23 protein-coding genes are annotated in these 23,356 nt (G+C 61.8%); 10 read left to right on the forward strand and 13 right to left on the reverse strand.

The genetic code is table 11. The features are described from left to right. Window positions 1-5 precede the first annotated feature (5 nt). On the forward strand, window positions 6-1,199 hold the full coding sequence (locus tag ACXYMO_RS02195) for a cation:proton antiporter (RefSeq protein ID WP_458877010.1): 1,194 nt from the start codon (window positions 6-8) through the stop codon (window positions 1,197-1,199). Here the strand turns inward: ACXYMO_RS02195 and hflX are convergent. The 4 genes from hflX to trkA form a co-directional block, all read right to left on the reverse strand. Beyond that, window positions 1,184-2,458, reverse strand: a complete 1,275-nt coding sequence (hflX, locus tag ACXYMO_RS02200) for a GTPase HflX (RefSeq protein ID WP_458877011.1) — start codon at window positions 2,456-2,458, stop codon at window positions 1,184-1,186. The genes ACXYMO_RS02195 and hflX overlap by 16 nt on opposite strands. Beyond that, a complete protein-coding gene (hfq, locus tag ACXYMO_RS02205) occupies window positions 2,458-2,697 on the reverse strand; it encodes an RNA chaperone Hfq (protein ID WP_008204623.1) in 240 nt (79 codons plus the stop codon). The genes hflX and hfq overlap by 1 nt, the downstream gene beginning before the upstream one ends. A 133-nt stretch (window positions 2,698-2,830) precedes the next feature. Beyond that, entirely contained in the window at window positions 2,831-4,360 is a 1,530-nt protein-coding gene (locus tag ACXYMO_RS02210) for a TrkH family potassium uptake protein (RefSeq protein ID WP_458877012.1), read from the reverse strand. A gap of 3 nt (window positions 4,361-4,363) precedes the next feature. Further along, window positions 4,364-5,755, reverse strand: a complete 1,392-nt coding sequence (gene trkA, locus ACXYMO_RS02215; RefSeq protein ID WP_458877874.1) for a Trk system potassium transporter TrkA — start codon at window positions 5,753-5,755, stop codon at window positions 4,364-4,366. Window positions 5,756-5,845: 90 nt separating this feature from the next. Here trkA and ACXYMO_RS02220 point away from each other — a divergent pair, with 90 nt between their 5' ends. Further along, on the forward strand, window positions 5,846-6,334 hold the full coding sequence (locus ACXYMO_RS02220) for a hypothetical protein (RefSeq protein WP_458877013.1): 489 nt from the start codon (window positions 5,846-5,848) through the stop codon (window positions 6,332-6,334). Between the two features lie 24 nt (window positions 6,335-6,358). Here ACXYMO_RS02220 and ntrX read toward each other — a convergent pair whose 3' ends face one another. From ntrX to dusB, 5 genes are all read right to left on the reverse strand, one after another. Continuing rightward, window positions 6,359-7,771, reverse strand: a complete 1,413-nt coding sequence (ntrX, locus tag ACXYMO_RS02225; protein WP_458877014.1) for a nitrogen assimilation response regulator NtrX — start codon at window positions 7,769-7,771, stop codon at window positions 6,359-6,361. Continuing rightward, window positions 7,764-9,965, reverse strand: coding sequence for a sensor histidine kinase NtrY-like (locus tag ACXYMO_RS02230; RefSeq protein ID WP_458877875.1), 2,202 nt, complete (start codon window positions 9,963-9,965; stop codon window positions 7,764-7,766). Before ACXYMO_RS02230 ends, ntrX begins: the two co-directional genes overlap by 8 nt. A gap of 196 nt (window positions 9,966-10,161) precedes the next feature. Further along, window positions 10,162-11,529: a response regulator gene (locus ACXYMO_RS02235; RefSeq protein ID WP_458877015.1), complete on the reverse strand. Its 1,368-nt coding sequence runs from the start codon at window positions 11,527-11,529 to the stop codon at window positions 10,162-10,164. Next, window positions 11,529-12,611: a two-component system sensor histidine kinase NtrB gene (locus ACXYMO_RS02240; protein WP_458877016.1), complete on the reverse strand. Its 1,083-nt coding sequence runs from the start codon at window positions 12,609-12,611 to the stop codon at window positions 11,529-11,531. The genes ACXYMO_RS02235 and ACXYMO_RS02240 overlap by 1 nt, the downstream gene beginning before the upstream one ends. Beyond that, on the reverse strand, window positions 12,608-13,591 hold the full coding sequence (gene dusB / locus ACXYMO_RS02245; protein WP_458877017.1) for a tRNA dihydrouridine synthase DusB: 984 nt from the start codon (window positions 13,589-13,591) through the stop codon (window positions 12,608-12,610). Before dusB ends, ACXYMO_RS02240 begins: the two co-directional genes overlap by 4 nt. A 195-nt stretch (window positions 13,592-13,786) precedes the next feature. Between dusB and ACXYMO_RS02250 the strand changes: the two genes are divergently transcribed. From ACXYMO_RS02250 to ACXYMO_RS02265, 4 genes are all read left to right on the forward strand, one after another. Next, window positions 13,787-14,923: a bifunctional 2-C-methyl-D-erythritol 4-phosphate cytidylyltransferase/2-C-methyl-D-erythritol 2,4-cyclodiphosphate synthase gene (locus tag ACXYMO_RS02250; protein WP_458877018.1), complete on the forward strand. Its 1,137-nt coding sequence runs from the start codon at window positions 13,787-13,789 to the stop codon at window positions 14,921-14,923. Further along, window positions 14,920-15,420 carry a phosphatidylglycerophosphatase A family protein gene (locus ACXYMO_RS02255; RefSeq protein ID WP_458877019.1) on the forward strand — a complete coding sequence of 167 codons (501 nt, stop codon included), beginning with the start codon at window positions 14,920-14,922 and terminating at the stop codon, window positions 15,418-15,420. Before ACXYMO_RS02250 ends, ACXYMO_RS02255 begins: the two co-directional genes overlap by 4 nt. After that, complete coding sequence (locus tag ACXYMO_RS02260) at window positions 15,417-15,896, forward strand: CinA family protein (protein ID WP_458877020.1); 480 nt, start codon at window positions 15,417-15,419, stop codon at window positions 15,894-15,896. Before ACXYMO_RS02255 ends, ACXYMO_RS02260 begins: the two co-directional genes overlap by 4 nt. 145 nt (window positions 15,897-16,041) lie before the next feature. Beyond that, the gene (locus tag ACXYMO_RS02265) at window positions 16,042-17,223 is read left to right on the forward strand and encodes an ammonium transporter (protein ID WP_458877021.1); all 1,182 of its coding nucleotides are present in this window, start codon (window positions 16,042-16,044) and stop codon (window positions 17,221-17,223) included. 53 nt (window positions 17,224-17,276) lie between these two features. On the opposite strand, the gene ACXYMO_RS02270 is transcribed toward ACXYMO_RS02265, so the two are convergent. Further along, window positions 17,277-18,578, reverse strand: coding sequence for an MmgE/PrpD family protein (locus tag ACXYMO_RS02270; RefSeq protein WP_458877022.1), 1,302 nt, complete (start codon window positions 18,576-18,578; stop codon window positions 17,277-17,279). An 18-nt stretch (window positions 18,579-18,596) separates the two neighbouring features. Then, window positions 18,597-19,046 (reverse strand): type II toxin-antitoxin system RatA family toxin, encoded by a 450-nt coding sequence (locus ACXYMO_RS02275; protein WP_458877023.1) that lies wholly within the window; start codon window positions 19,044-19,046, stop codon window positions 18,597-18,599. A 74-nt stretch (window positions 19,047-19,120) separates the two neighbouring features. On the opposite strand from ACXYMO_RS02275, the gene hpt reads away from it, so the two are divergent. Continuing rightward, complete coding sequence (hpt, locus tag ACXYMO_RS02280) at window positions 19,121-19,693, forward strand: hypoxanthine phosphoribosyltransferase (protein ID WP_458877024.1); 573 nt, start codon at window positions 19,121-19,123, stop codon at window positions 19,691-19,693. 3 nt (window positions 19,694-19,696) lie between these two features. Continuing rightward, window positions 19,697-19,873, forward strand: a complete 177-nt coding sequence (locus ACXYMO_RS02285) for a hypothetical protein (protein ID WP_458877025.1) — start codon at window positions 19,697-19,699, stop codon at window positions 19,871-19,873. Here ACXYMO_RS02285 and ACXYMO_RS02290 read toward each other — a convergent pair. Continuing rightward, window positions 19,870-20,739: a LysR family transcriptional regulator gene (locus ACXYMO_RS02290; RefSeq protein ID WP_458877026.1), complete on the reverse strand. Its 870-nt coding sequence runs from the start codon at window positions 20,737-20,739 to the stop codon at window positions 19,870-19,872. The two genes, ACXYMO_RS02285 and ACXYMO_RS02290, sit on opposite strands and share 4 nt — an antisense overlap. Window positions 20,740-20,822: 83 nt before the next feature. Between ACXYMO_RS02290 and ACXYMO_RS02295 the strand changes: the two genes are divergently transcribed. Both ACXYMO_RS02295 and ACXYMO_RS02300 read left to right on the forward strand, forming a co-directional pair. Continuing rightward, window positions 20,823-21,305, forward strand: a complete 483-nt coding sequence (locus tag ACXYMO_RS02295; RefSeq protein WP_458877027.1) for a c-type cytochrome — start codon at window positions 20,823-20,825, stop codon at window positions 21,303-21,305. A 36-nt stretch (window positions 21,306-21,341) separates the two neighbouring features. Then, window positions 21,342-22,256 carry a c-type cytochrome gene (locus tag ACXYMO_RS02300; RefSeq protein ID WP_458877876.1) on the forward strand — a complete coding sequence of 305 codons (915 nt, stop codon included), beginning with the start codon at window positions 21,342-21,344 and terminating at the stop codon, window positions 22,254-22,256. Window positions 22,257-22,258: 2 nt separating this feature from the next. Here the strand turns inward: ACXYMO_RS02300 and lipA are convergent, their stop codons facing one another. Then, window positions 22,259-23,212, reverse strand: a complete 954-nt coding sequence (gene lipA / locus ACXYMO_RS02305) for a lipoyl synthase (protein ID WP_458877028.1) — start codon at window positions 23,210-23,212, stop codon at window positions 22,259-22,261. Window positions 23,213-23,356: the final 144 nt, after the last annotated feature.

Raw genomic sequence — 23,356 nt, forward strand, 5'->3', positions numbered from 1 at the left:
AGACGATGCACGAGAATGCCATAGCGTTGATGTCGCTGGGGGGGCTGTTTCTGGCCGGGCTTGCCGCCGATCAGCTGGGTCACAAGACCCGCCTGCCCCGTGTCACGCTGTTGCTGTGTTGTGGCTTGCTGGCCGGGGGCGCGGGGTTTGACCTGCTGCCGCAAACCGTGACGGAGCTTTACAATATCGTGTCGATCATCGCGCTGACCATGGTGGCGTTCCTGTTGGGCGGAGCGCTGTCGCTGGGCACGCTGCGCGAACACGGGCGGGCGATCATCTATATCTCACTGGCGATCGTGATCTTCACTCAGATCATCGTTGCGACCGGTCTTTGGCTGCTGGGCTTGCCATTGACCCCGGCGCTGGTTCTGGGGGCAATTGCGGGGGCAACGGCCCCGGCGACAACCTATGATGTGATCCGCCAACTTGGCGTGAAAAACGGATTTACCCGCACGCTGAAGGGGATCGTTGCGATTGACGATGCCTGGGGCCTTATCTTGTTCAGTCTCGCGATTGTCGCGGTGCAATCCTGGGAGGGTGTGGGCGGCGAACACTCGGTTCTGCTCAATTCGCTGATGGAAATTGCAGGGTCGGTTGCCCTTGGACTTGTCATTGGCCTGCCAGCCGCCTTTCTGACCGGGCGGCTGTCGGATGGTGAGCCTTTGCGGATCGAGGCGTTGGGCCTCGTGTTCTTTACCGCGGGTCTGTCGCTGTGGCTGGACCTGTCCTATCTGATCAGCGGCATGACCGTGGGGGTGGTGATCGTGAACGTTGCGCGCCATCACACCCGCGCCTTTCACGAAATCGAAAATATCCAGTGGCCGTTCATGGTGATCTTTTTCATCCTGGCGGGTGCGACGCTGGATGCCGAAAGCCTGTGGGTCATCGGGCCGATGGGCGCCGCTTATGTGCTGCTGCGCGTGCTGGCGCGGGGATTGGGCGGCTGGATCGGATCGGCCTTGGCCGGAAGCCCGGCACATGAACGCCCCTGGTTTGGCCCGGCCCTGATTCCCCAGGCGGGGGTGGCCATCGGCATGGCCCTGATCGCGGCCGAACAATTGCCGGACCAGGGGGCCTTTATCATGGCACTGACGGTGGGTTCCACGGTGGTTTTTGAATTGGTCGGTCCGCTGGCGACGTCGTTTGCCATCCGCCGGGTTGCCGCGGCCGAGGCAACGGGCGATCAGAGCGCGTCGTAACGCGCCTTTTGCCGAGCACTCCACCGGACGTTCAGGCGGAACCCGTTTTCGGTCTGTTCTTCGTCTTCGACAACACCCTGATCGTGCAGCCAGGCCCGTTTGCGCCCTTCGGAAAAAGGCAGCATCAGCGTCTCTTCGAGGCGGATGCCGACCAGACGGGCGGCAATGGCGTCCATCAAGGAGTCCATCCCCTGCCCGGTCACGGCTGACAGCGCGATGATGTCCTCACTGCGGGCCGCGGCGTTTACGGTTGCCTCGCAGTCTGCGGAGGCAAGCAGGTCGATCTTGTTCCAGACCTCGATTTGCGGCGTGTTCTCATCGACGCCAAGTGAGGCCATGATCGTGCGGACGTCTTCGGCCTGTTCCTCGGACTCGTCGTGCGAAATATCGCGCACATGCACGATGAGATCGGCGGCAAGCACCTCTTCCAGCGTGGCGCGAAAGGCGGCGACAAGCTCGGTGGGCAGATCGCTGATGAAACCCACGGTGTCGGACAGGATCACTTCGGGGCCGCCATCAGGCAGCTGCACGCGCCGCATGGTGGGATCCAGCGTGGCAAACAGCATGTCCTTGGCCATCACCTTGGCCCCGGTCACCCGGTTGAACAGCGTTGACTTGCCCGCATTGGTATAGCCTACCAGCGCCACGATGGGGAACGGCACCTTGGCCCGCGCCGACCGGTGCAGCGATCGGGTCTTGACCACCTTTTCCAGCTGGCGGCGCAGGCGTACGATCTGCGTGTCAATGGCGCGGCGGTCGGCCTCGATCTGGGTTTCGCCGGGTCCGCCGACAAACCCAAGGCCGCCCCGTTGACGTTCCAGGTGCGTCCAGGCGCGCACCAGCCGCGTGCGCTGATAACTGAGCGCGGCCATTTCCACCTGAAGCACACCTTCGCGGGTGCGGGCGCGATCGGAAAAGATTTCCAGGATCAGACCGGTTCGGTCGAGGATTTTGACGTTCCACGCCTTTTCCAGGTTGCGCTGCTGAACCGGGGTGACGGGTCCGTCGATCAGGACAAGTTCAATTTCATTGGCCGCGAAAATGTCGGCCAGCTCCTTGATCTTGCCCGACCCGAACAGATATCCTGCCTGCGCCTTTGGCAGGGGCACGATGTTTGATCCGATCACGTCGAGATCGGGCAAGGCCGCGGCCAATGCCACGCCTTCCTCGAGCGCGGGCTGGGCCGCGCGTCTTTCGGTATCGGATTTGATGTCCGGATGCAGCACCCATGCGCGGGTCTGCGTCCTGTCATGCTCCATCAAGAGGCGTCTTCGCCCTCATAAAGACTGATTGGTTGTGCCGGCATGATCGTCGAAATGGCGTGTTTATACACCAGTTGCGACTGACCATCACGGCGAAGAAGAACACAAAAATTGTCAAACCAGGTGATGACACCCTGCAATTTTACACCGTTAATCAAAAATATTGTAACTGGAACTTTGGTTTTGCGAACGTGATTCAGGAACGCATCCTGAAGATTCTGTCTGTCTGAAGCCATTTTATTTAAATCTCGCCTTTGTTCTTGCTACGCGCTGCGGATCAACGCGTCCCTCAACATCAAGTATGAAGCGACACAGTGGGAGATTCCACCCAAAAAATCAGCTTGTTAATTACCCATTCGGGTAGGTTGACTAACTGCGCCACAAATCGGGTGTGAAAAGCGCGATAATGGCAAGGGTTTCCAGCCTTCCCAGTACCATTGCAGCGCATAATACGCTCTTGGCCCAGGGGCTGAGTTCGACCAGCTTGATCGGGGTTTCGGCTGCAATATCGATCAGCGGTCCGGTGGTCGAAAGTGTCGCCACGCTCAGCACCAGTGCCTGATCAAAGCTTACATGCATGGCCGTCAGCGTGACGGTGACCAGCGACAGCGACAGCGCGAAAAGCATGAAGAAGATCCAGGCAATGAAGGCGCCGTTCTTTTGGATGCGCTTGCCGCCGTTTTCACGGCTGACAGAGGACGGATGAACCAGCTTTTCCATTTCGCGCATTCCGTTGAGGTAGAGCGCATAAACCCGAAGCAGTTTGACCCCGCCCGCGGTCGTGGCCACGCCTCCCCCGATCAGGGCCAGCCCCATCAGAATCAGGCCCGGAGTGCCCAGCCCGGACCAGTTGCGCGCCTGTTCCCAATCGACGCTTTCGAACCCGGTCGTGGTCAGAAAGGACAGGACGGTGAACATAGCCCCCCAAAAGGCCAGCAGGGCCGAGGCGGTGTTTTCCACCGCGTCGATATCATAGGCGGCCAGCCAGTGACGGATGAACAGCAGAACGGGCAGAACGATGACCAGCAGCAGACCGATGCGAAATTCGGGGTCGCGGTCCAGCCGCCCCTGCCCGCGTGCGGCGGTATCGCTGGAAAAGGTCAGGCGCGACAGGGCGAAGAACATGAACAGGAACATGATTGCCTCGCCCGGGACACCGGCCTGCGCATTGGGCAGACCGCCCACCGGCGAGATGCCCGACGTCGCCATCACCGACATCGCATGACACACCGCCGTCAGGGCGTTTTCGCCGATGATCATCAGCAGCACCCAGAGAACCAGCGTCAAACCCGTGTAAACCGGCACCAGCGCGAGCGAGATCCGCGCCAGCCGTTTGCGCGGATCGGCGCGTTGCATGCGAATGGAAACATCCGCCGAGCGCCCGGGCTGCCCCTGTGCAGTCACCTCGAAACCGCCCAGTGACAGAGGCGCCAGAATGGCCGAGGCCGCAACCCACATCAGCATTCCACCCATCCAGCCGACCTGCGCGCGCCACAGGTGCAGCGTGGGCGCCAGGCGGGTCGGATCGGCAAACAGGTCCGCCCCGGTGGTGGTGATGGCGCTGACCATATCGAAATAGGCGTTCAGAAAGCCGGTCGTTTTCAGAGCATCGTGAAACGGCACCGCCAGGAACACCGGCAGCACGAGGAACGTGGCCAGAAGCGACAGCAAATGGCTGATCGTGCCGTGGCGCGATGGTCGCCCGGCCAGCGCGAGCGCAATCAAGGTCACCCCGATCAGGCCCAGCGTGCCCGCATAAAAGAACGATTGGGAAATTGGGTGATTGTTCAGTGTGACCGCGTGAATTGCCGGAATGTACATCGACAGGGAAGCAATGCCCCAGATCAGCAGAAAAAGCGGCATCCGCATAAGGAAACTGGGTTGGGGGCGCCGTGCCATGGATCAGAAGAAGTCGATCGAGACCTGAAGCAGTCTCTCGACCTCGGGAACGTCATCGGTCATGGAAAAGATGGTGATGACATCGCCCGCGTCGATGCGCAGGCTGCCGACGGGGCGGATCAACTCTCCGTTTTTCATCACTCCGCCGATCAACACGCCTTCGGGGAAATCGATGTCGCGAATGGCCTGACCGGCCAGGGGCGAGGTGCTCATCACCTCGGCCTCGATCATTTCGGCTTCGGCGTCGCCGATGGAATAGACCTGGCGCACGCGCCCGTGGCGAATGTGGCGCAGGATCGAACTGACCGTCGTGGCGCGCGGGTTGATATAGGCGTCGATGCCCAGCGGCCCCATCAGCGGCACAAGGGTGGGATCGTTGATCAGGGCGATGGCAAAGGGACAGCCTTCGGCCTTGGCGCGCACGGCGGCCAGCATGTTTGTCTTGTCGTCATCGGTGATGGCCAGCATGGCATCGGCCCGCGAAATCCCCGCCTCGTTCAGCAGCGCGGTATCGAGCCCGTCACCATGCAGGACAATCGTGCGTTCCAGTGCCTCGGCGGCAAGTTCGGCATTGGCCCGGTTCTTTTCGATGACCTTCGTGCGGATGCGGCTTTGCTTTTCTTCAAGTGCCTTTGCCACGGTCAGCCCGACGTTGCCGCCACCGACGATGACAACCCTTTCCTGTTTCTTTTGCGTTTTCCCGAACACTTCCAGGGTGCGGGCCATGTCGTCGGTATGGGCAAAGACATAGCAATCATCGCCCACGAACAGCTGGTCGTCAGCCTCGGGCGCGAACAATGTCCCATCGCGGCGCACGCCCACCACGACCGAGCGCAGGGTCGAAAACAGATCCGTCAGCTGTCGCAGTGGTGTGTTGACGACCGGGCATTCCTCTTCGATGGAGAGCCCGACCAGTTGTGCCGTGCCGTCCAGAAAGGTTTCGGTGTCAAAAGCGGCTGGTGCCGAAAGTCGCTGCATGGCGGCGGCGGCGACCTCGCGCTCGGGTGAAATGACCACGTCGATCGGCAAGTGATCGCGGCGGTACAGATCGGAATAGATTGCGGTCAGATAGGACTGTGCCCGCAGGCGGGCGATCTTGCGGTTGATCGAAAACACCGAATGGGCCACCTGGCAGGTGACCATGTTCACCTCGTCTGAATGAGTGGCGGCGATGATCATGTCCGCATCGCGCGCGCCGGCCCGTTCCAGAACATCAGGGTAGCTGGCAAAGCCGGCGATGCCCTGCACATCCAGCGTGTCGGTCGCACGGCGTACCAGGTCAGGGTTGTTGTCCACGACGGTCACATCGTTCATTTCGCCGGACAGATGTCGCGCAATTTGCCACCCAACCTGCCCTGCGCCGCAAATGATGACCTTCATGCCTTCTCGCCTTATGGCCCATTTTATCAAGCCATTTGAATGACAGAAGGCCCCGACCCGGTCAATTCAATTGTCACCGGGAAAAGGTTGAGTCAGAATGGAGCGATGAGAATATACATCCCTCTTCTTGCCCTTGTGGTCCTTGTGACGGCCTGTGCGCCCTGGACGATCTATTACCGCGAAGGCGTGAGCGTCGGCAAACTGGAAACGGACAGGATCGAATGTGAGGTCAAGGCCCTGCGCGATGCGCCGGTGGCCAATCAGATCCGCCAGCATCCGCCGGTCTATTACCCGGGGCGAACCATCTGCGATGCGAGCGGGCGCTGTGTGGAACGGCCCGGTTATTGGGTTCCGGGCGGGTATTATACGGTGGACGTGAATTCGGGTCTGCGCCAGCGCGTGGAAACCCTGTGCATGGCGAGAAAAGGGTATGAACCTGTCGAACTGCCGCGCTGTTCACCGGCGGTGCGCCAGGCGGCCCCGGTGCGGGCCACGTTACGGCTGCCGCCGCTGACCAGTTCGGCCTGCGTCATTCGCTATGACGACGGGACCTGGCAGATCGTCAATCCGATACTGGCCACGAAGCCGAACTGACGCGGTGGCCCGGATTCGGGCAGGTCAGTCCACCTCTTCGGTCGTCTGATCCACATGGGCAACGCGCGCCCCGGCCTTGGTCGACGTGACGACGCCCAGCGATTTCAATTTGCGGTGCAGCGCGCTGCGCTCCATTCCGACAAAGGATGCGGTGCGGCTGATATTGCCGCCAAACCGGTTGATCTGGGTCAGCAGGTATTCGCGTTCAAACGCTTCGCGCGCATCGCGCAGCGGCAAGGTGGCCAGAGCGCCGGACAGGACGACACGGCCTTCGTCGGCCTGTTTCTCTTCGTCACTGGGCAGTTCGCGGGCTTCGATCGGGCCGTTGCCCTCGCCCAGGATCAGAACCCGTTCGATCAGGTTCTTCAACTGACGCACGTTGCCCGGCCAGACCATCGTTTGCATCAGGGCGATCGCCTCGTCGGTAAGCGGACGCAGCGGCAGACCCTGTGAGGAATTGCAGTTCGAAATGAACTGTTCCGCCAGAAGCGGGATATCCTCGCGCCGTTCCTCAAGCGAGGGTACCTCGATCGGCACGACGTTCAGACGGTGATACAACTCCTGACGAAAGCGCTCTGCCATGATTTCGTCTTCGAGGTTCTTGTTCGTGCTTGAGATCACGCGCAGATCGACGCGCACCTTGTCGCTGCCGCCGACGCGCTGGAATTGCTGATCGACCAGAACCCGCAGGATTTTCGACTGCGTACCGACGGGCATGTCGCCCACTTCGTCGAAATAGATCACCCCGCCATGGGCCTGTTCCAAAAGGCCCGATTCAACACCCCGGTCGCTGGATTCGCGTCCGAATAGGACCTCTTCCATCCGGTCGGGTTCAACCCCGGCGCAGTTGACGGTGACAAAGGGCGCGCTGGCGCGGTTGGAATGAGCGTGGATATAGCGCGCAGCGATTTCCTTGCCCGATCCCGCAGGACCGCTCAGCATCACGCGGCCATTGGATTTGGTGACTTTGTCCAACTGGCTGACAAGCGCCCGAAACGCTGCGCTGGCTCCGATCATGTCCGAACTGGTCACTTCTCGCCGCTTGAGCGAGCTGTTTTCGCGGCGCAGCCGCGAGGCCTCCATCGCACGGCGGATGACCACCATCAACTGGTCGATGTTGAACGGTTTCTCGATGAAATCATACGCGCCCTGCTTGATCGCGGCGACGGCGATTTCGATATTCCCGTGACCTGAAATGATTACGACCGGCACATCCGGGTTGTCGCGTTTGACGGTCTTGAGAATATCGATCCCGTCCATGCGGCTGTCTTTCAGCCAGATATCGAGAATCAACAAGGCTGGCGGTTCGGCGTTGATCGCCGACATGCATTCGTCGGAATTTCCGGCCAGCCGCGTGGCATATCCTTCATCCTCGAGAATGTCGGAAACCAGTTCGCGGATGTCCCGCTCGTCATCAACAATCAGAATATCACTCATATCGGTCCTGCTTTTGGTTGTCGTGCTCTGCCCGTGCGGTCGGGCTGCTCTCTTTGGTGGTGTTGCCCGTGTCCGGGCCGGCGGACAGCCGGATCACGGCCATCGCGCCAAAATGGGTTTGTCCGGGAAACACCGGCGCATCCTCAAGGGTAAGGGTGCCGCCGTGTTCCTCGATGATCTTCTTGACGATGGGCAACCCAAGACCGGTGCCGGCATCGCGTGTGGTGACATAAGGTTCAAACAGGCGTGCGCGATCCTCGGGCAGGCCGATACCGTTGTCGGCGATGGTTATCTCACAGCCGTTGGTCGTTGGCCTGAGTGCAACATGAATTTGCGGTTTCAGGTCGTCAGGTGCGCCTTTTTCCTTAAGTGTTTCAATCGCTTCACCTGCATTCTTAATGAGGTTGGTCAACGCCTGAGAGATCATGGTGGCATCGATCTGCGCTGTAATCGGCGTATCCGGAAGATCGGCGGTTACCTCGACATCAGGCTGACCGCTTTGCTGCAACAGGATGACGTCGCGCACCAGTTTCGTCACATCCTCATCGCGTCGATCGGGTTCGGGCATGCGGGCGAATTTCGAAAACTCATCCACGATGCGGCGCAGATCGTTGGTCTGACGCACGATCACGTCGGTCATCGCTTCAAGACGTTCGCGGTCTTCGCCGACCATGGGCGAAAACTTGCGTTTGATCCGCTCGGCGCTGAGCTGGATGGGCGTCAGCGGGTTCTTGATTTCATGGGCAATGCGGCGGGCGACGTCGCCCCAGGCGGCCATCCGCTGGGCGCTGACCAGATCGGTCACATCGTCAAAGGATACAACATAGCCTTCCAGGCGCCCATCCTCGTTGCGCCGGGTGGCCATGCGCACCAGAAGGTTTTCCAGCCGCCCCTGACGCAGCACCTTGACTTCGCCCTGCGAGACTTCCGAATTGTTGGAGGTCATCGCTTCGAACAGCGGCCCGAATTCGGGAACGGCCACCGTCAGCGATAGCGCGTGTTCGTCGCCCGACCAGTTGAGCAACCGTTCGGCTGACCGGTTCACAAACGAGACTTTCCCGTCCGGATCAAGACCGACCACTCCGGATGTGACCGAGGACAGAACCGAGTCAAACAGCCGGCGGCGGCGTTCGATCTGGCGGGTATTGTCCAGCAGGGTGTCGCGCTGCCCTTTGAGCTGGCGGGTCATCTGGTTGAAATACCGCCCCAGCATGCCGATTTCGTCGTCGCTGTCGCCTTCGATGACCTGCACGTCCAGATCCCCTGCCCCGACCTGCTGTGCGGCCATGGTCAGGCGCCCGACCGGGCGCGACAGGCGTTCGGCAAACCACAGGCCCAGCCAGATGGCCGCCAGGATCAGGATCACAGCAAAGCCAAGATAGAGAAGCCCGAATTCGAACACGACGCGCCCGCGCTCGTTTTCAAGCTGCTGATACAGCCGGATGGTCTCCTTGGTTTCATCCAGCAGGCTCAGAATCTGGCCATCGACCTCGCGGCTGACATAGAGGAACCGGTCGACAAAGGCGTCGAGCCGCACGAGGGCGCGGAATTCATTGTTGTCCCAGTCCTGAATGATGCTCAGACCCTGTTCGCTGGCCTCGGTGATCTGATCTGCGGTCGGGTGTTCGAAATCGAACAGGTAGGACCGCTCGCCCCGGGCGCGGATGTCGCCGGTGCCGTCGATCACGAAGGCCTCGCGCAGGCCGCGCTGAATTTGGGGCTGGGCCTGGGTCAGAACCTGGCGCAATTCGGCATCGTTCATGAACACGGTGACCCGGCGACTGCTGTCCAGGTATCGCGCCAGAACGACCGCGTCCTCGGCCAGGTCTTCGCGTTGTTCGGATTCATAGGCCTGTGCCGCGGCGAGTGAGGACCCGACCACCTTGCTGACCCGGTCCGAGAACCAGCCCTCAAGCCCCATGTTGACGGTCAGCCCGGCAAAAACCGCAACCGTGACCGTCGGAATCAGCGCCAGAAGGGAAAAGACCCCGATCAGCCGAAGGTGCAGGCGGGATCCTGCCGATTGGGCCCGGCGCGCCGCGATCAGGCGGCCAAGCTGGCCCAGAACAAGGGCAGCCACGATCAGGACATAGACCAGATCCGCCAGCAGGATGAATCGCAGAGACCGCGCCGACGGACTTTGGTCAAACGTTCCCAATGCAAGGAAGGTGGCCATAGCCAGCGCCGGCCCCATCAGGACCAGTCCCAATGTCACGAAATTCTGGGCGCGCTTTGTCTTGCGCCATTGATTCAGCGCAAAAATCGGCCGCTGTTGTGACCGGGATACCACCTGCTACCCTCGTATTGATGTGTCGCTTGCGCGACGTACCGCCATATGTCGTGGTCTTGCGCGGGCACTGACACCCGGCCGCCACGGTTCTGTGGCTATTTTACATCAATTTGCGGCGGCGTGTCACCTGAATATCGAGGTCGGAAATTTTCTTTCTCAGGGTGTTCCGGTTGATCCCCAGAAGATCGGCGCATTTCGCCTGATTTCCGCCTGTCGCCTCAAGCGCGATTTCGATCAGGGGCGCTTCGACCTCGCGCAGGATTCGGGCATAGAGACCGGGGGGCGGCAGCATGTTCCCGTGCAGGTCAAAGTACCGGCGCAGATGGCGCGAGACGGAGGCGGCCAGTTTTTCGCTGTCCCCACCGCCCAGAACCGGTTCCATCTCGGGTTGGCTGCCCAGGATCTGTTCGACTTCGGGGCGGGTGATCTCGTCCCCGCGGCTGGTCAGAACAAGACGGCGGATGGCGTTTTCCAACTGGCGCACATTGCCCGGCCAGCTATAGGCGCGAAACAGCTCTTCGGCGTCTGCGCTGAGCCAGCGTTTGGGCGCGCCATCGCGTTCCGCCCGGGCCAGGAAATGCTGGGCCAGCAAGGGCACGTCATCGACGCGTTCGCGCAGCGACGGCACATGGATGCTGGCGCCGCTGAGACGATAATAGAGGTCCTGACGCACCTTGCCGGTTTCCATGGCCTCGGTCAGATTGCTTTGGCTGGTGGCCATGAACCGCGGGACATGATCGCCTGGCGCATCCATCATCCGAACGATGCGCGCCTGGATTTCGTCATCGATGTCGGCGATCTCATCAATCAGGACAGTGCCGCCCTTGACCCGTGCCAGAACCCGGGCGGGCCCCTCAAGTTCGCTCAGATCGGCCGCGGTCACCGTGACAAAGGGCAAGGTCCGCCGGTCTGAAAAATCGTGGATCGCGCGGGCAATCAGGGATTTGCCCGTGCCGCTTTCGCCCGAGATCAGGACCGGCAGGTCGGTGTTCATCACCCGTGCCACCAGACGGTAAAGCGACTGCATGACCTGCGTGCGCCCGACCAGCGGCAAATCGTCGGGCCGTTCGGGCGTGTCATCTGGGGCCTCGGACGGCGCGTGGCGCTTCAACTCCAGCGCCCGCGCCGTGCGCTTCATCAGATCCGGCAGGTCAAAGGGTTTGGGCAGATAATCATAGGCCTCGGCCTCGGCCGCCTGAATGGCGGTCATGATGGTGTTCTGGGCCGAGATCACGATCACCGGCAGACCGGGGCGGTCCTCGGCGATCTTGGGCAGCATTTCCAGACCGTTGCCATCGGGCATGACGACGTCGGAAATCACCACGTCGCCCTTGCCCTCGCCCACCCAGCGCATCAGCGTGGTCAGCGAACTTGTCGCGTGCACCTTGCACCCGGCGCGTGTCAAAGCCTGAGTCAGAACCGTCCGGATCGTGCGGTCATCGTCAGCAACCAGAATTGTGCCGTCCATCAGCTGCTCTCCTTTGGTTGTTTTTCTCGTGGGGCCCGGGGCAACGACAGCCGGAACACCGTTCGCCCGGGAACGGACGTGACCGAAATCCACCCGTCATGGTCGGAAATGATCTTGCTGACCAGAGCAAGCCCCAGACCGGTCCCGTTTTCACGGCCCGAAACGAAGGGATCGAAAATATCCGATTTGATCTTTTCCGGCAGGCCTGGGCCATCGTCGATGATTTCGATCTGCAATGGCAGGGAATGTCCCGACCCGTCACTGCGGCGCAGGCGGAATGAATGTTCGAAATAACTGTGCATGCGGATCATGCCACCCTTGGGATCGGCGGCCTCGGACGCGTTGCGCAGCAGGTTCAGCACCACCTGCAACAATTGATCCGGGTCCCCATAGGCCAGCGGCAGCGAGGGATCGTAATCCTCGATGATCTTCATATGCGCGCCAAAACCCAACAGGGCCGAGCGGCGCGCGCGATCCAGAACATCGTGGATATTGACCGGTTTCCGATCTGGCGGGCTGAGGTTGCCGAACTGTTCAACCTGTTCCAGAAGCTTCACGATCCGACGGCTTTCGGCGACGATCAGATCCGTCAATTCAAGATCGTCGGCGCTCAGGTTCATGCTGAGCAGTTGCGCCGCTCCGGTGATCCCGGCCAGCGGGTTCTTGATCTCATGGGCCAGCATCTCGGCCATTCCGATGGCGGATTGCGCGGCGGATTTGACCGAATGGCTTTGCGTCATGCGCCCGGCCAGTTCGCGCGGGGTGATCATCAGGATCATCCGCCCGGGATGGCCGACCAGCGGCGCGATCTGCAGCGCGCATTGCAGGGGCGCGCGATTGCCCGACCCGACATCGACATCATTGACGAACAGCGGTGTGCCGTTGCGGCGGGCCTTGTCAAAGGCCTCTTCGATGGGCGCATCGATGGCGATCATGTCCCAGACCGGCTGAGACGCTGCGGATTTGGCCGAGGTATTGAGAAACCCTTCACCGGCCGAGTTCACGTCGACGATCAGGTTGGTGTCGTCGATCAGGAAGGCCGGTACAGGAAGCGAGGCCCAGATGGCGGCGTCCGAAATCATGCCGCCACCTCGTGACTTGGCGTTAGGGCATCCTGCAGCAGGCGCAGGACCTGTTCGGGGGAGGTTTCGGTCAGGACCGCACGGCGCAGGGGCGCCGGTGTCCGGGCCATGTCCATGTACCACCCCAGATGTTTGCGCGCGACGCGCAGACCCAGCGGAACGCCATAAAACCCGAGCATGGCCTGATAATGCGCCGACACCATATCGGCCAGCGCCGCGCCGGTGGGAATGTCCGGCGCAGGCGTTCCCCACAGATCATGGGCGATGCGCGCCAGTTGCCAGGGCTGACCCTGCGCACCCCGCCCCACCATGACTCCATCGGCGCCGGATTGCGCCAGCGCCTGATGGGCCGAACCTGTATCGACAATGTCGCCATTGGCGATGACCGGGATGTCCACCGCGTCCTTGACGGCGCGGATGGCGGCCCAGTCGGCGGACCCCTTGTAGAACTGGCACCGAGTGCGCCCGTGGATCGTGACCATCTGGACGCCTGCGGATTGGGCACGGCGGGCGATGTCGGGGGCATTCAGCAGATCGTCATCCCAGCCCAGGCGCGTCTTCAGCGTGACCGGCACGGATACGGCGCCAACCACCGCATCGATCAGCCGCAACGCATGATCGGGCGTTTTCAGCAGGGCCGAGCCGGAATAGCCATTTGTGACCTTCTTGGCTGGACACCCCATGTTGATGTCAATCACGGCGGCCCCGCTGTCGGCAACCCGGCGCGCGGCCTCGGCCATCCAGTGTTCTTCGCGTCCGGCCAGTTGCACGGCGGTGTTTTCTACATCGGCGCTCAGTTCGGCCCGTTCGCGCACGCCGGGCTTGGCCTGTACCATTTCCTGGCTGGCCACCATTTCACTTACCACCAGCCCTGCACCAAACCGCTGAACCAGATCGCGAAACGGGCGATCGGTGATTCCAGCCATTGGAGCGAGAACGATGGGCGGAGACAGTGATTTCTGGCCGAGTCGTAACGTCAAGTGATTAAACCTTGTGCATTTGTAGGTTATCTAGCCAAATTGCTGCAAATGCACAATGATCGGGTCGTTTTGAGGCCTTCACAAATGGTAGAGTGCCTAAAAATTAGGCGCTTGCGCAGGGCAATTGCGTCGTCCTGCAGGTCCGCATAGACAGGCGCAGTAAAAACCGGGGCCCGCCCGAAGGAGACAGACGCCATGAGCACCGCCGCGCTGATCGTGGCCGCCGGACGCGGAGAACGCGCAGGTGGCGACAGCCCCAAGCAATGGCAGCCCCTTGCCGGACGCCGGATGCTGGATCACACGATATCGGCGTTTCGGACCTGTCCCGGCATCGACCGGATTGTCGTCGTCCTGCATCCGGATGACATGGGTCAAGACGCCGGTCTTGCGGCGCTTGGCCTGTTGGTGGTCAGTGGCGGTGCCGATCGGGCAGGCTCGGTGCGCAACGGGTTGCGGGCCCTGGCCGATCAGCCGCCGAAGAACGTCCTGATCCACGATGCGGCTCGCCCCTGCGTCAGCCATGCGGTCATCGGACGCGTGATTGCAGCGCTTGAAACAACGTCCGGCGCGGCGCCCGCCGTGCCTGTCGTCGATGCTCTGTGGACCGGCGCGGCGGGCATCGTGACCGGCACGCAGGATCGGACCGGTCTGTTCCGCGCCCAGACACCGCAAGGGTTTGACTACGCAGCCATTTGCGCGGCTCATACGGCCCACCCCGGCGGCGCGGCGGACGATGTCGAAGTTGCCCGCGAGCATGGCATTGCGGTTGCAATCGTGCCCGGCGACTCGGACAATCTGAAAGTCACCCTGCCCGAGGATTTCACCCGGGCAGACCGCATATTGAGAGGGTCAATGGACATACGGTTGGGCAACGGGTTTGACGTGCACCGGTTTGGGCCGGGCGATCATGTGACCCTGTGCGGCGTGAATGTCCCGCACGCGCGGGGCCTGCAGGGGCATTCGGATGCGGATGTGGGCATGCACGCGGTGACGGATGCGATCTATGGGGCCCTGGCCGAGGGTGACATCGGGCAGCATTTCCCACCCAGCGATCCGCAATGGAAAGGGGCTGCCAGCGACATCTTTCTGCGCCATGCCGTCGATCTGGCCCGGGACAAGGGGTTTCGTATCAGCAACGTGGATTGCACCCTGATCTGTGAACTCCCCAAGATCGGGCCGCATGCGGCGGCGATGCGCAGCGCGATGGCAGACATTCTGGGCCTCGACGAGGGCGCGGTGTCGGTCAAGGCGACCACGTCCGAGCAACTGGGCTTTACCGGCCGGGGTGAAGGCATTGCCGCGCTGGCCACCGCAACGTTGGTGTCGGCATGAAGCGGTTTGCGCGCGCCGTTGCAACGGTTGGCGGCGTCGGCTTGTTGCGCCCTGCCCCGGGCACCTGGGGGTCGGCGGTCGCCTTGCCGATGGCTTATGGCCTGCACCTGATCGGCGGCTTTCCGGTCCTGCTGGTGGCAACCATCGCCGTCTTTTTCCTGGGGGTCTGGGCCACGGCGACCGCCACTGCCGGTGAGGCCGATCACGACCCGGGCGAAATCGTCATTGATGAGGTGGCCGGACAATTCATCGCCCTGATGCCCCTCTCTTATCCGGCATGGTCCATGGGGATCGAGATTACCGCGCTCTGGCCCGGCTGGATCGCCGGGTTTATCCTGTTTCGCCTGTTCGACATTACCAAACCCGGTCCCGTCGGCTGGGCCGACCGGCGCCACGATGCGGTCGGCGTCATGCTGGACGATGTGATCGCCGGGATATTCGCCGCGCTTGGCGTGATGGCCCTGGCGGGGCTGTATCACGGGGTTCTCATGTCATGAGCGTGTATGAACTGCTGAACAAGGCGCGCGCCGACGGGGTGAAAATCGTTGCCGCGGAAAGTTGCACAGGCGGGATGGTCAGCGCCGCACTGACGGATATTCCCGGATCGTCCGATGTGGTTGAACGCGGCTATGTCACCTACTCCAACGAGGCCAAGCAAGACCTGTTGGGGGTCAGTGCGGCGACATTGCAGAACTTCGGCGCCGTGTCCGAGGAAGTGGCGCGGGAAATGGCGGACGGGGCGTTGGCGGCCTCGCATTCCCAGCTTGCCGTGGCGATTACCGGCATCGCAGGCCCGGGCGGAAGCGAATTCAAGCCCGAGGGGCGCGTGTGTTTCGGATTGGCAGCGCAAGGCAGGCCGACCCGGACCGAAACGGTCGAATTCGGGGCCCCGGGACGCGACCGGGTGCGCATGGCCGCCCGGGACCATGCCCTGGATCTGCTGTGGCAGGCGCTTTCAGAAAACGACGCCTAATTGGGCGGCCCCCTGGTTTGGGCGCACAATTTTTGTGCAGTTTCAAAATAGCCCGAAATATGCACCCCCGATAACCGGATTGCCTCTTTTTTCTGCGTTTGGGATTCGGTTCATGACCGGAAACCCACAAGAAGGAATACCCAATATGAACGGTGCGGATACAGCTTGGATCATCGTGGCGACGGCCCTGGTCCTATTTATGACATTGCCAGGGCTGGCCCTGTTTTACGGTGGACTGGTGCGGGCGCGAAATGTCCTGAGCGTGTTCATGCATTGCTATGCCATTGCCTGCCTGATGAGCGTGCTTTGGTTCGTCGCCGGGTATTCCATCGCCTTCGGCGGCGGCACGTCGGGCCTGTGGGGCGGGTTGGACAAGGTGTTCCTGAGCGGGATCGACGCCGAAACCCTGTCGGGCACATTGCCTGAAATCCTGTTCTTTGCCTTCCAGATGACCTTTGCGATCATCACCCCTGCCCTGATCGTCGGCGCCTATGTTGAGCGTATCGGATTTGGCTTTGTCATGCTGTTTTCGGCCCTGTGGATGCTGCTGTGCTATGCGCCGGTGGTGCACTGGGTCTGGGGCGGCGGCATGCTGGCCGATGGCGGTATTTTCGGCGAAACCGGCGTCAGGGATTTTGCCGGCGGTATCGTCGTGCATGAAACCGCTGGTCTGGCCGCGCTGATCATTGCGGTGTTCCTGGGGGCGCGCAGAAACCAGACGACGCCGCCGCACAATCCGGGGTTCGTCATGATCGGTGCCGCGATGCTGTGGGTGGGCTGGTTCGGCTTCAATGGCGGTTCGCAACTGGCCGCCGATGGCGGCGCGGCCATGGCGCTGACCGTCACGCATCTTTCTGCGGCGACCGCATCGCTGACATGGGCCCTTTGGGAGCGGATCAAATTCGGCAAAGCCTCGCTTGTGGGGATCGTCACGGGGACCATTGCCGGTCTCGCCTCGATCACCCCGGCCAGCGGGTTTGTCGGCCCCATCGAGGCGCTGATCATCGGCGCGATTGCCGGTGTGCTGTGTCAGGAGGCCGTCAACCTGATCCGCAATACGCTGAAAATCGACGACACGCTGGACGTGTTCGCCGTGCACGGTGTTGGCGGTATCTTTGGGACCATCATGATTGCCGCCTTTGGCGCGGGCAGCTGGGCCGCGCAGCTGGGCAGCCTGGCCATCGTCGGGGTTTACACCGCAGTTGTGACCGTGGTGCTGGTCAAGGTCATCGGGATCTTCACACCGCTGCGCGTGGACGCCGAGACGGAAACCAACGGTCTGGACCTGTCTGTCCATGGCGAGCGCGCCTATGACATGAGCAGCTGATCAGGCTGCCAGGAACAGACAAAACGGGCCTTTCGGGGCCCGTTTTTTTGTGCTTAGCCCCGGATCATCGCCGCAAGGTCGTCCGCTTTGGCGCTGGCCTGCAAAAGGTGCCACAGGCTGTTTGCGCGGTCGGCGCCGATCAGGGCCTTTGCCTTGTCGCGCACGCGCACCTCGCGGTCCGCCAGCGTCATCGGGGCCTGCAGGTCATGTGTCGCGGTCAAGGTTTCTCCGTCGCGGCGCAGAACGTCCAGGCGGGCGGCGGTTTCGCTCAAAGCGTCGTCCGAGGACACGGTGATCCTGTGGCGCAACTCCTGCAGACGTGGATCGGCACAGGTGTCTTCGGAAAAACTGTTCAACTGGGCGGTGTCATAGCCCAGGGCGGACATCGCTAGAACCGTCTTGTAACTGAATTTCGCCCCCAGCCCGGTGGCCGGTTCGGATTGATTGCAGACACTCATCCAGCGGGGATGGGTTGTTACCTTCATTTCCGCGATTTCCGGCGCGGCCATGTCCAGCATTCGCGCCGCCTCGAGCGCGGCATGCAGACCGTGGCAACAGGCGTGAAACTTGTGGCTGACCTGTTCGAACAGCCAAGTCTCGCCCAGCCCGTCGAGTGCCGCATCAATCAGACCTTCGCCATGATGGGTGGCGCCAAACCCGAACGCCCCTTCCATCGCGCCCGGATTGGCGCGAAACCCCGCGGCGACCAGCAGGGCGCATTCCACGCCCGTGGTGGCCGCAAGGCCCGCGTTATAGGGTTTTCCCATCGTGCCGAACTGGGTCTTCAACCCGGCGGCACGCGTTGCCGCAAGACCCAAGCCATGTTCCATCTGTTCAGCCGTCAGCCCGGTCAGCCGGCCCGCCGCCGCCGCCGCGCCAAAGGCACCGGCCGTGGCGGTCTGATGAAATCCGGTCTGGTAATGGGTCCGGCCCAGCCACAGCCCGACCCGCACCGATAATTCCATACCGATCAGGGCCGCCTCCAGAACGCGGTCCAGCGGGGCGTCGTGATGTTCGCCCATGGCAAGGGCGGCGGGAAAGACCGCAACCGACGGATGCCCGATATGGGCAAAATGGGTGTCGTCATAGTCAAGCGCATGGGACGTTGTGCCATTGACCAGCGCCGCCGCCCGTGCCGGCAGGCGATCGGACGCGCCAAAAACGCTGGCCTGCGCGGCGCCGCCGTCGGCCAGTGCCATGTCACGGACGATGCCCGCCACGGGTTCCTGCGCCCCGGCCAGCCCAACGGCCAGCCAGTCGAGCGCGGACATGCGCGCAACGTGGCGCGCCGCCGATGTCGGGGTTGCGGGGGCCGTGGCAAAAGCGGAAAGACGGGTGGTCAGATCATGGGTCATGCCCGGCAATCTAACGTGTTATCGACGGGCGTAAAGCGCGTTGGCGCGATCCTCGAAGGCGCGGACGATCCGTTGCATCGCCTCGTTGAAAACAAGGCCGATAACCTTTTGCAGGATCGCGTTCTTGAATTCGAAGTCGACGAAAAAGGACACGTCGCAGCCCTCCCCGGCATCGGCGAACTGCCAATTGGATTTCAGGTATTTGAACGGCCCGTCCAGATATTCGGTGTCGATGCGCATTATATCGGGATGCAGAGTTACGCGGCTTCCAAAGCGTTCGCGAAAGACCTTGAAGCTGATCACCAGGTCCGCCTCCATCACCTCGGCCGTCCCCTGGGCATAGGTTTTGCGGATGCGGGCCGCCGCGCACCACGGCAAAAACTCGGGGTATTTCGCGACATCGGCCACCAGATCGTACATTTGCTGCGCTGTGTACGGCAGATGGCGGGTTTCGGAATGTGTAGGCATGCGCGAGAGGTGTTTCCGTGGTGACAGTGGCGCGTCATGTCGTATGTTGAGCCCGAAAGATCAAGGGGGGCGGCATGCCACAGCGGCCATATGTCATTGACCAGATGATTTCCGCCAAGGCAATTGCCGCGCGGATCGAGGAGTTGTGTGACGAGATCACCGCCGAATATGCGGGCACCGACAAGCTGGTCGTTGTCGGGTTGTTGCGGGGCAGTTTCGTGTTCATCGCCGATCTGGTGCGCGAACTGGATTTGCCGATCGAGGTCGATTTCCTGGAAGCCTCTTCATACGGGGATGCCATGGAAAGCAGCCGCGAGGTGCGCATTCTCAAGGATTTGCGCGGCGCCATCGAGGGGCGCGATGTTCTGGTGGTCGAGGACATCGTCGATACCGGCCACACGCTGAACCACGTGGTGAACCTGTTGAAAAGCCGCAAACCCGCGCGGCTGCATTCCATCGCGCTGCTGGACAAGCCGTCGCGCCGCGAGGTCGATTTCAGGGCCGACTGGACCGGCTTTGAAATCCCGGATGAATTCGTGGTCGGGTATGGCATCGACTTTGCCCAGCGAAACCGGAACCTGCCCTTTATCGGCAAGGTCCGGTTCATCGGTGAGAGCGAACCGACCGCGTCCGATACAGTGGAGTGATCCGTGAAGCCGCTCAATATCCGACATTTTCTGCGCATGGCCCGGTGGGCGCGCAATCCGCCGTCTGAAAAGCGGGTCAAGCTGGTGTTCGGAATCCTTTTGGTGTGCCTGGTCCTGTTCGGAATCGAAAGGCTGGGCTATTGGCCCGACTGGGCCACAACGCAGCGACTGGGCCGTTAGACACGACCGGCCAGAACGTCGGCCCGTTCGGCAAGATAGTCCAGAATGCGGTCGCGAACCACGCGGATCCGTGGAACATCCCGCAACTCCAGCGAGGTTGCGACCCAGATCGGCACCTCTATTTCGGGGATTGCCCCGTCAACACGGTCCAGCCCCTGCGCGCAGTCCCCAAGAAAAGCGGGCAACACGGCGATACCTGTGCCCAACAGGGCCATTTCGCGCAGAACCATGAAACTGTCCGCCCCGCCCGACATCTGGCCCGAGGGGATATTGTCCGCAATCCATTTGGCTGGCGCAGATCGCGCAAGTGCACCGGTCAGGCTCAGCCAGGCCTGTCCGGCGCCGGGGGCCGCATAGGCGCGAAAGACCAGGGTTGCGCTGGTGTCGCCGGCCATCTCATCCGGCAAGCCCAAGGCCGGACGCACCGAAATATCCGCCTGAAGACGCGAGAAATCGAGGTGATTGTTGCTGCTCAGGACATCGACCTGCAATTCGGACGAGGCCGCATGCAGACGCGCAATCAGCGGCGGCAGAACAATCTGGCTGAGCGAGTCGGTCGAGGAAACCCGTACCGTTCCGCGCAGGGGCGCGCGGGCGCCATGCATCAGGCGATTGACTGAAAAGACCGCATTTTCGACTTCGCGTGCGGCGTTGATCACCTGAACACGGTCCGGCAAGACGTTGTAACCGCTCGGTGTTTTTTCGAACACGGCGCCGCCATGCTCTTGTTCGAACGCTGCGACCCTGCGCAGGACCGTGGCATGATTGACCCCCAGAATGCGGGCCGCGGCGCTGACCGACCCGTTGTCGGCCACGCAGAGCACAAAGCGCAGGTTATCCCAATTCTGGCTGTGCAAAAATCGCAACCCCTTCTGCAATATTCGCGAATATATAAGAAAAATCTCACATGTATACTGCGGTCGTGAAATCCATTTTCGGGAGAACGATTATGAAGACCAGACTGACTCTGATTGCCGGCGCAATTATCGCGGGCCTGGCAAGCACCGCAGCCATTGGCGAAGGCCACGCGGACAAGGCCGCACTGGCCGCGATAAAGGCGCGCAAGGCCAACATGCAGCTCTATGCATTCAACATCGGTCTGCTGGGCGGCATGGCCAAGGGCGAAATCGATTATGACGCGGCTGCGGCCAGCGCGGCTGCGGGCAACCTTGCTGCGCTGACGCAGCTGGATCAATCGCGCTATTGGATTCCGGGAACCGACAATGCGGCCCTCGGGGATGCCACTGACGCCCTGCCCGCCATCTGGGAAAGCGGCAGCAAGGTCGGCGAAAGTGCCAAGGCGCTGGTCGATGCCGCAGCCGCGCTGGACGCGGTGGCCGGTGATGGGCTGGAGGCGTTGCGCGGGGCCATCGGGCCGGTTGGCAAATCCTGCGGCGGCTGTCACGAAACCTATCGCAAGCCAAAATCCTGATCGATCTGGTATAAGGGCGCGGGCGGTTTCGGCCGCCTGGCCAAATCAGGGCACGCGGGCATGGCGAAACTTTTGCGATACATCGGGGTATCAGGTGTCGCGGTTGCGATCATCCTGTGGACTCTGTCACGCACTGTCGCAGTGGACCAGACCGCGTTGGACGGGATTGAAGGCAATGCTGCGCGGGGGGAAACCGTGTTCTGGGCGGGCGGATGTGCCTCGTGCCACGCCGCGCCCGAAAGTGACGGCGACGCGAGGTTGATCCTGGCCGGTGGCTATCGGATCAAAAGCCCGTTCGGCACCTTCGTGGCCCCCAATATTTCGCCGTCGGACAAGGGAATCGCCGGTTGGAGCCTGCAGGATCTGGCAAATGCGCTGATTGCGGGGGTATCCCCCGACGGGCAGCATTATTATCCGTCCCTGCCCTATGCCAGTTATGCGCGGATGACCCTGCAGGACGTTGCCGACCTCAAGGCGTTCATGGACGGTTTGCCGGCTTCAGATGCGGACAATCAACCGCATGAGTTGGGCTTTCCGTTCACGGTACGGCGGGGGCTGGGCCTGTGGAAGCGGCTGTTCCTTTCAGACGACTGGATTGTGCAACTGGACAGCGATGCCCCGGACGACGTGCTGCGGGGCCGGTATCTGGTCGAGGCACTGGGCCATTGCGGTGAATGCCACACGCCGCGCGATGTGCTGGGCGGACTGGAGTATGACAAATGGCTTCAGGGGGCGCCGAACCCGACAGGCAAAGGGCGCATTCCTGGCATCGCGCCGGGCACCCTGTTGTGGAGCGCTGCCGACATTGCCTATTACCTGGAAACCGGATTCACCCCGGATTACGACAGCGCAGGCGGCGAAATGGCCCATGTCGTGGCCAACCTTGCGCATCTGACCGGTCAGGATCGCGCGGCGATTGCCGCTTATCTAAAGGCGATCCCGGCGCCCTAAGGTCAGCCGCGTCCGATCTTGGCTTGCCGCGCCTCGCGCAACCGGGCGAAATCATCCCCCGCATGATAGCTGGAGCGGGTCAGCGGCGTGGCCGACACCATCAGGAACCCCTTGCCATAGGCGGCTTTTTCATAGGCGGCGAATTCCTCGGGCGTGACGAAACGGTCGACGCGATGGTGTTTGGGTGTGGGTTGCAGGTACTGACCGATGGTCAGGAAATCGATATCGGCGGCGCGCATGTCCTCCATGACCTGCATCACGGCCTGCTTGTCCTCGCCCAGCCCGACCATGATGCCGGATTTGGTGAACATCATCGGGTCCAGTTCCTTGACCCGCTGCAGCAGGCGCAGGCTGTGGAAATAACGCGCGCCGGGGCGGACCTCGGGGTAGAGGCCCGGCACGGTTTCAAGGTTGTGATTGAATACGTCGGGCCGCGCCTCGACAACGGTTTCCAGAACCGATGGATCACAGCGGATGAAGTCCGGGGTCAGAATTTCGATCGTGGTGTTTGGGCTGCGGTGGCGCACGGCGCGGATGGTCTGGGCGAAATGCTCGGCCCCGCCGTCTTCGACATCGTCGCGGTCAACGCTGGTGATCACCACGTGGTTCAGCCCCAGCTTTTCCACCGCATGGGCCACGCGGCCCGGTTCGAATGCATCCAGATCCTCGGGCGGTTTACCGGTAGCAATGTTGCAGAAGGTACAGGCGCGCGTGCACACCTCGCCCATGATCATCATGGTGGCGTGCCCCTGTGACCAGCATTCCCCGACGTTGGGGCATCCGGCCTCTTCGCAGACGGTGACAAGGTTGTTTTCGCGCATGATCTTGTGGGTGTCGGCATATCCCTTGCCGCCCGGCGCCTTGACCCTGATCCAGTCGGGTTTCTTGGGCTGGGCATTGTCGGGGCGATGCGCCTTTTCGGGATGGCGCTGTTCGGGGATTTTCAGATCACGCATGAGCTACCTCGCAGTCTGACTTCTATTTACGCAGAACTGGCGGGAATGTAACGGCCCTTTTTGCATAGCCGCCTTGCAGGGCGCACGCGATCCCGAGGTCTCACCACAACCGCTCTGGGTGAGCGTGCAAGGTAATATCGTGGC

The organism is Arenibacterium sp. CAU 1754, from assembly GCF_054482635.1.

Bases quoted from the DNA above. Each gene is read 5' to 3' on its own strand.
- ACXYMO_RS02195 (WP_458877010.1), top strand. From the start codon at position 6: ATGCACGAGAATGCCATAGCGTTGATGTCGCTGGGGGGGCTGTTTCTG.
- hflX (WP_458877011.1), bottom strand. From the start codon at position 2,458: ATGGAGCATGACAGGACGCAGACCCGCGCATGGGTGCTGCATCCGGAC.
- hfq (WP_008204623.1), bottom strand. From the start codon at position 2,697: ATGGCTTCAGACAGACAGAATCTTCAGGATGCGTTCCTGAATCACGTT.
- ACXYMO_RS02210 (WP_458877012.1), bottom strand. From the start codon at position 4,360: ATGGCACGGCGCCCCCAACCCAGTTTCCTTATGCGGATGCCGCTTTTT.
- ACXYMO_RS02220 (WP_458877013.1), top strand. From the start codon at position 5,846: ATGAGAATATACATCCCTCTTCTTGCCCTTGTGGTCCTTGTGACGGCC.
- ntrX (WP_458877014.1), bottom strand. From the start codon at position 7,771: ATGAGTGATATTCTGATTGTTGATGACGAGCGGGACATCCGCGAACTG.
- ACXYMO_RS02230 (WP_458877875.1), bottom strand. From the start codon at position 9,965: ATGGGGCCGGCGCTGGCTATGGCCACCTTCCTTGCATTGGGAACGTTT.
- ACXYMO_RS02235 (WP_458877015.1), bottom strand. From the start codon at position 11,529: ATGGACGGCACAATTCTGGTTGCTGACGATGACCGCACGATCCGGACG.
- ACXYMO_RS02240 (WP_458877016.1), bottom strand. From the start codon at position 12,611: ATGATTTCGGACGCCGCCATCTGGGCCTCGCTTCCTGTACCGGCCTTC.
- ACXYMO_RS02250 (WP_458877018.1), top strand. From the start codon at position 13,787: ATGAGCACCGCCGCGCTGATCGTGGCCGCCGGACGCGGAGAACGCGCA.
- ACXYMO_RS02255 (WP_458877019.1), top strand. From the start codon at position 14,920: ATGAAGCGGTTTGCGCGCGCCGTTGCAACGGTTGGCGGCGTCGGCTTG.
- ACXYMO_RS02260 (WP_458877020.1), top strand. From the start codon at position 15,417: ATGAGCGTGTATGAACTGCTGAACAAGGCGCGCGCCGACGGGGTGAAA.
- ACXYMO_RS02265 (WP_458877021.1), top strand. From the start codon at position 16,042: ATGAACGGTGCGGATACAGCTTGGATCATCGTGGCGACGGCCCTGGTC.
- ACXYMO_RS02270 (WP_458877022.1), bottom strand. From the start codon at position 18,578: ATGACCCATGATCTGACCACCCGTCTTTCCGCTTTTGCCACGGCCCCC.
- ACXYMO_RS02275 (WP_458877023.1), bottom strand. From the start codon at position 19,046: ATGCCTACACATTCCGAAACCCGCCATCTGCCGTACACAGCGCAGCAA.
- hpt (WP_458877024.1), top strand. From the start codon at position 19,121: ATGCCACAGCGGCCATATGTCATTGACCAGATGATTTCCGCCAAGGCA.
- ACXYMO_RS02295 (WP_458877027.1), top strand. From the start codon at position 20,823: ATGAAGACCAGACTGACTCTGATTGCCGGCGCAATTATCGCGGGCCTG.
- lipA (WP_458877028.1), bottom strand. From the start codon at position 23,212: ATGCGTGATCTGAAAATCCCCGAACAGCGCCATCCCGAAAAGGCGCAT.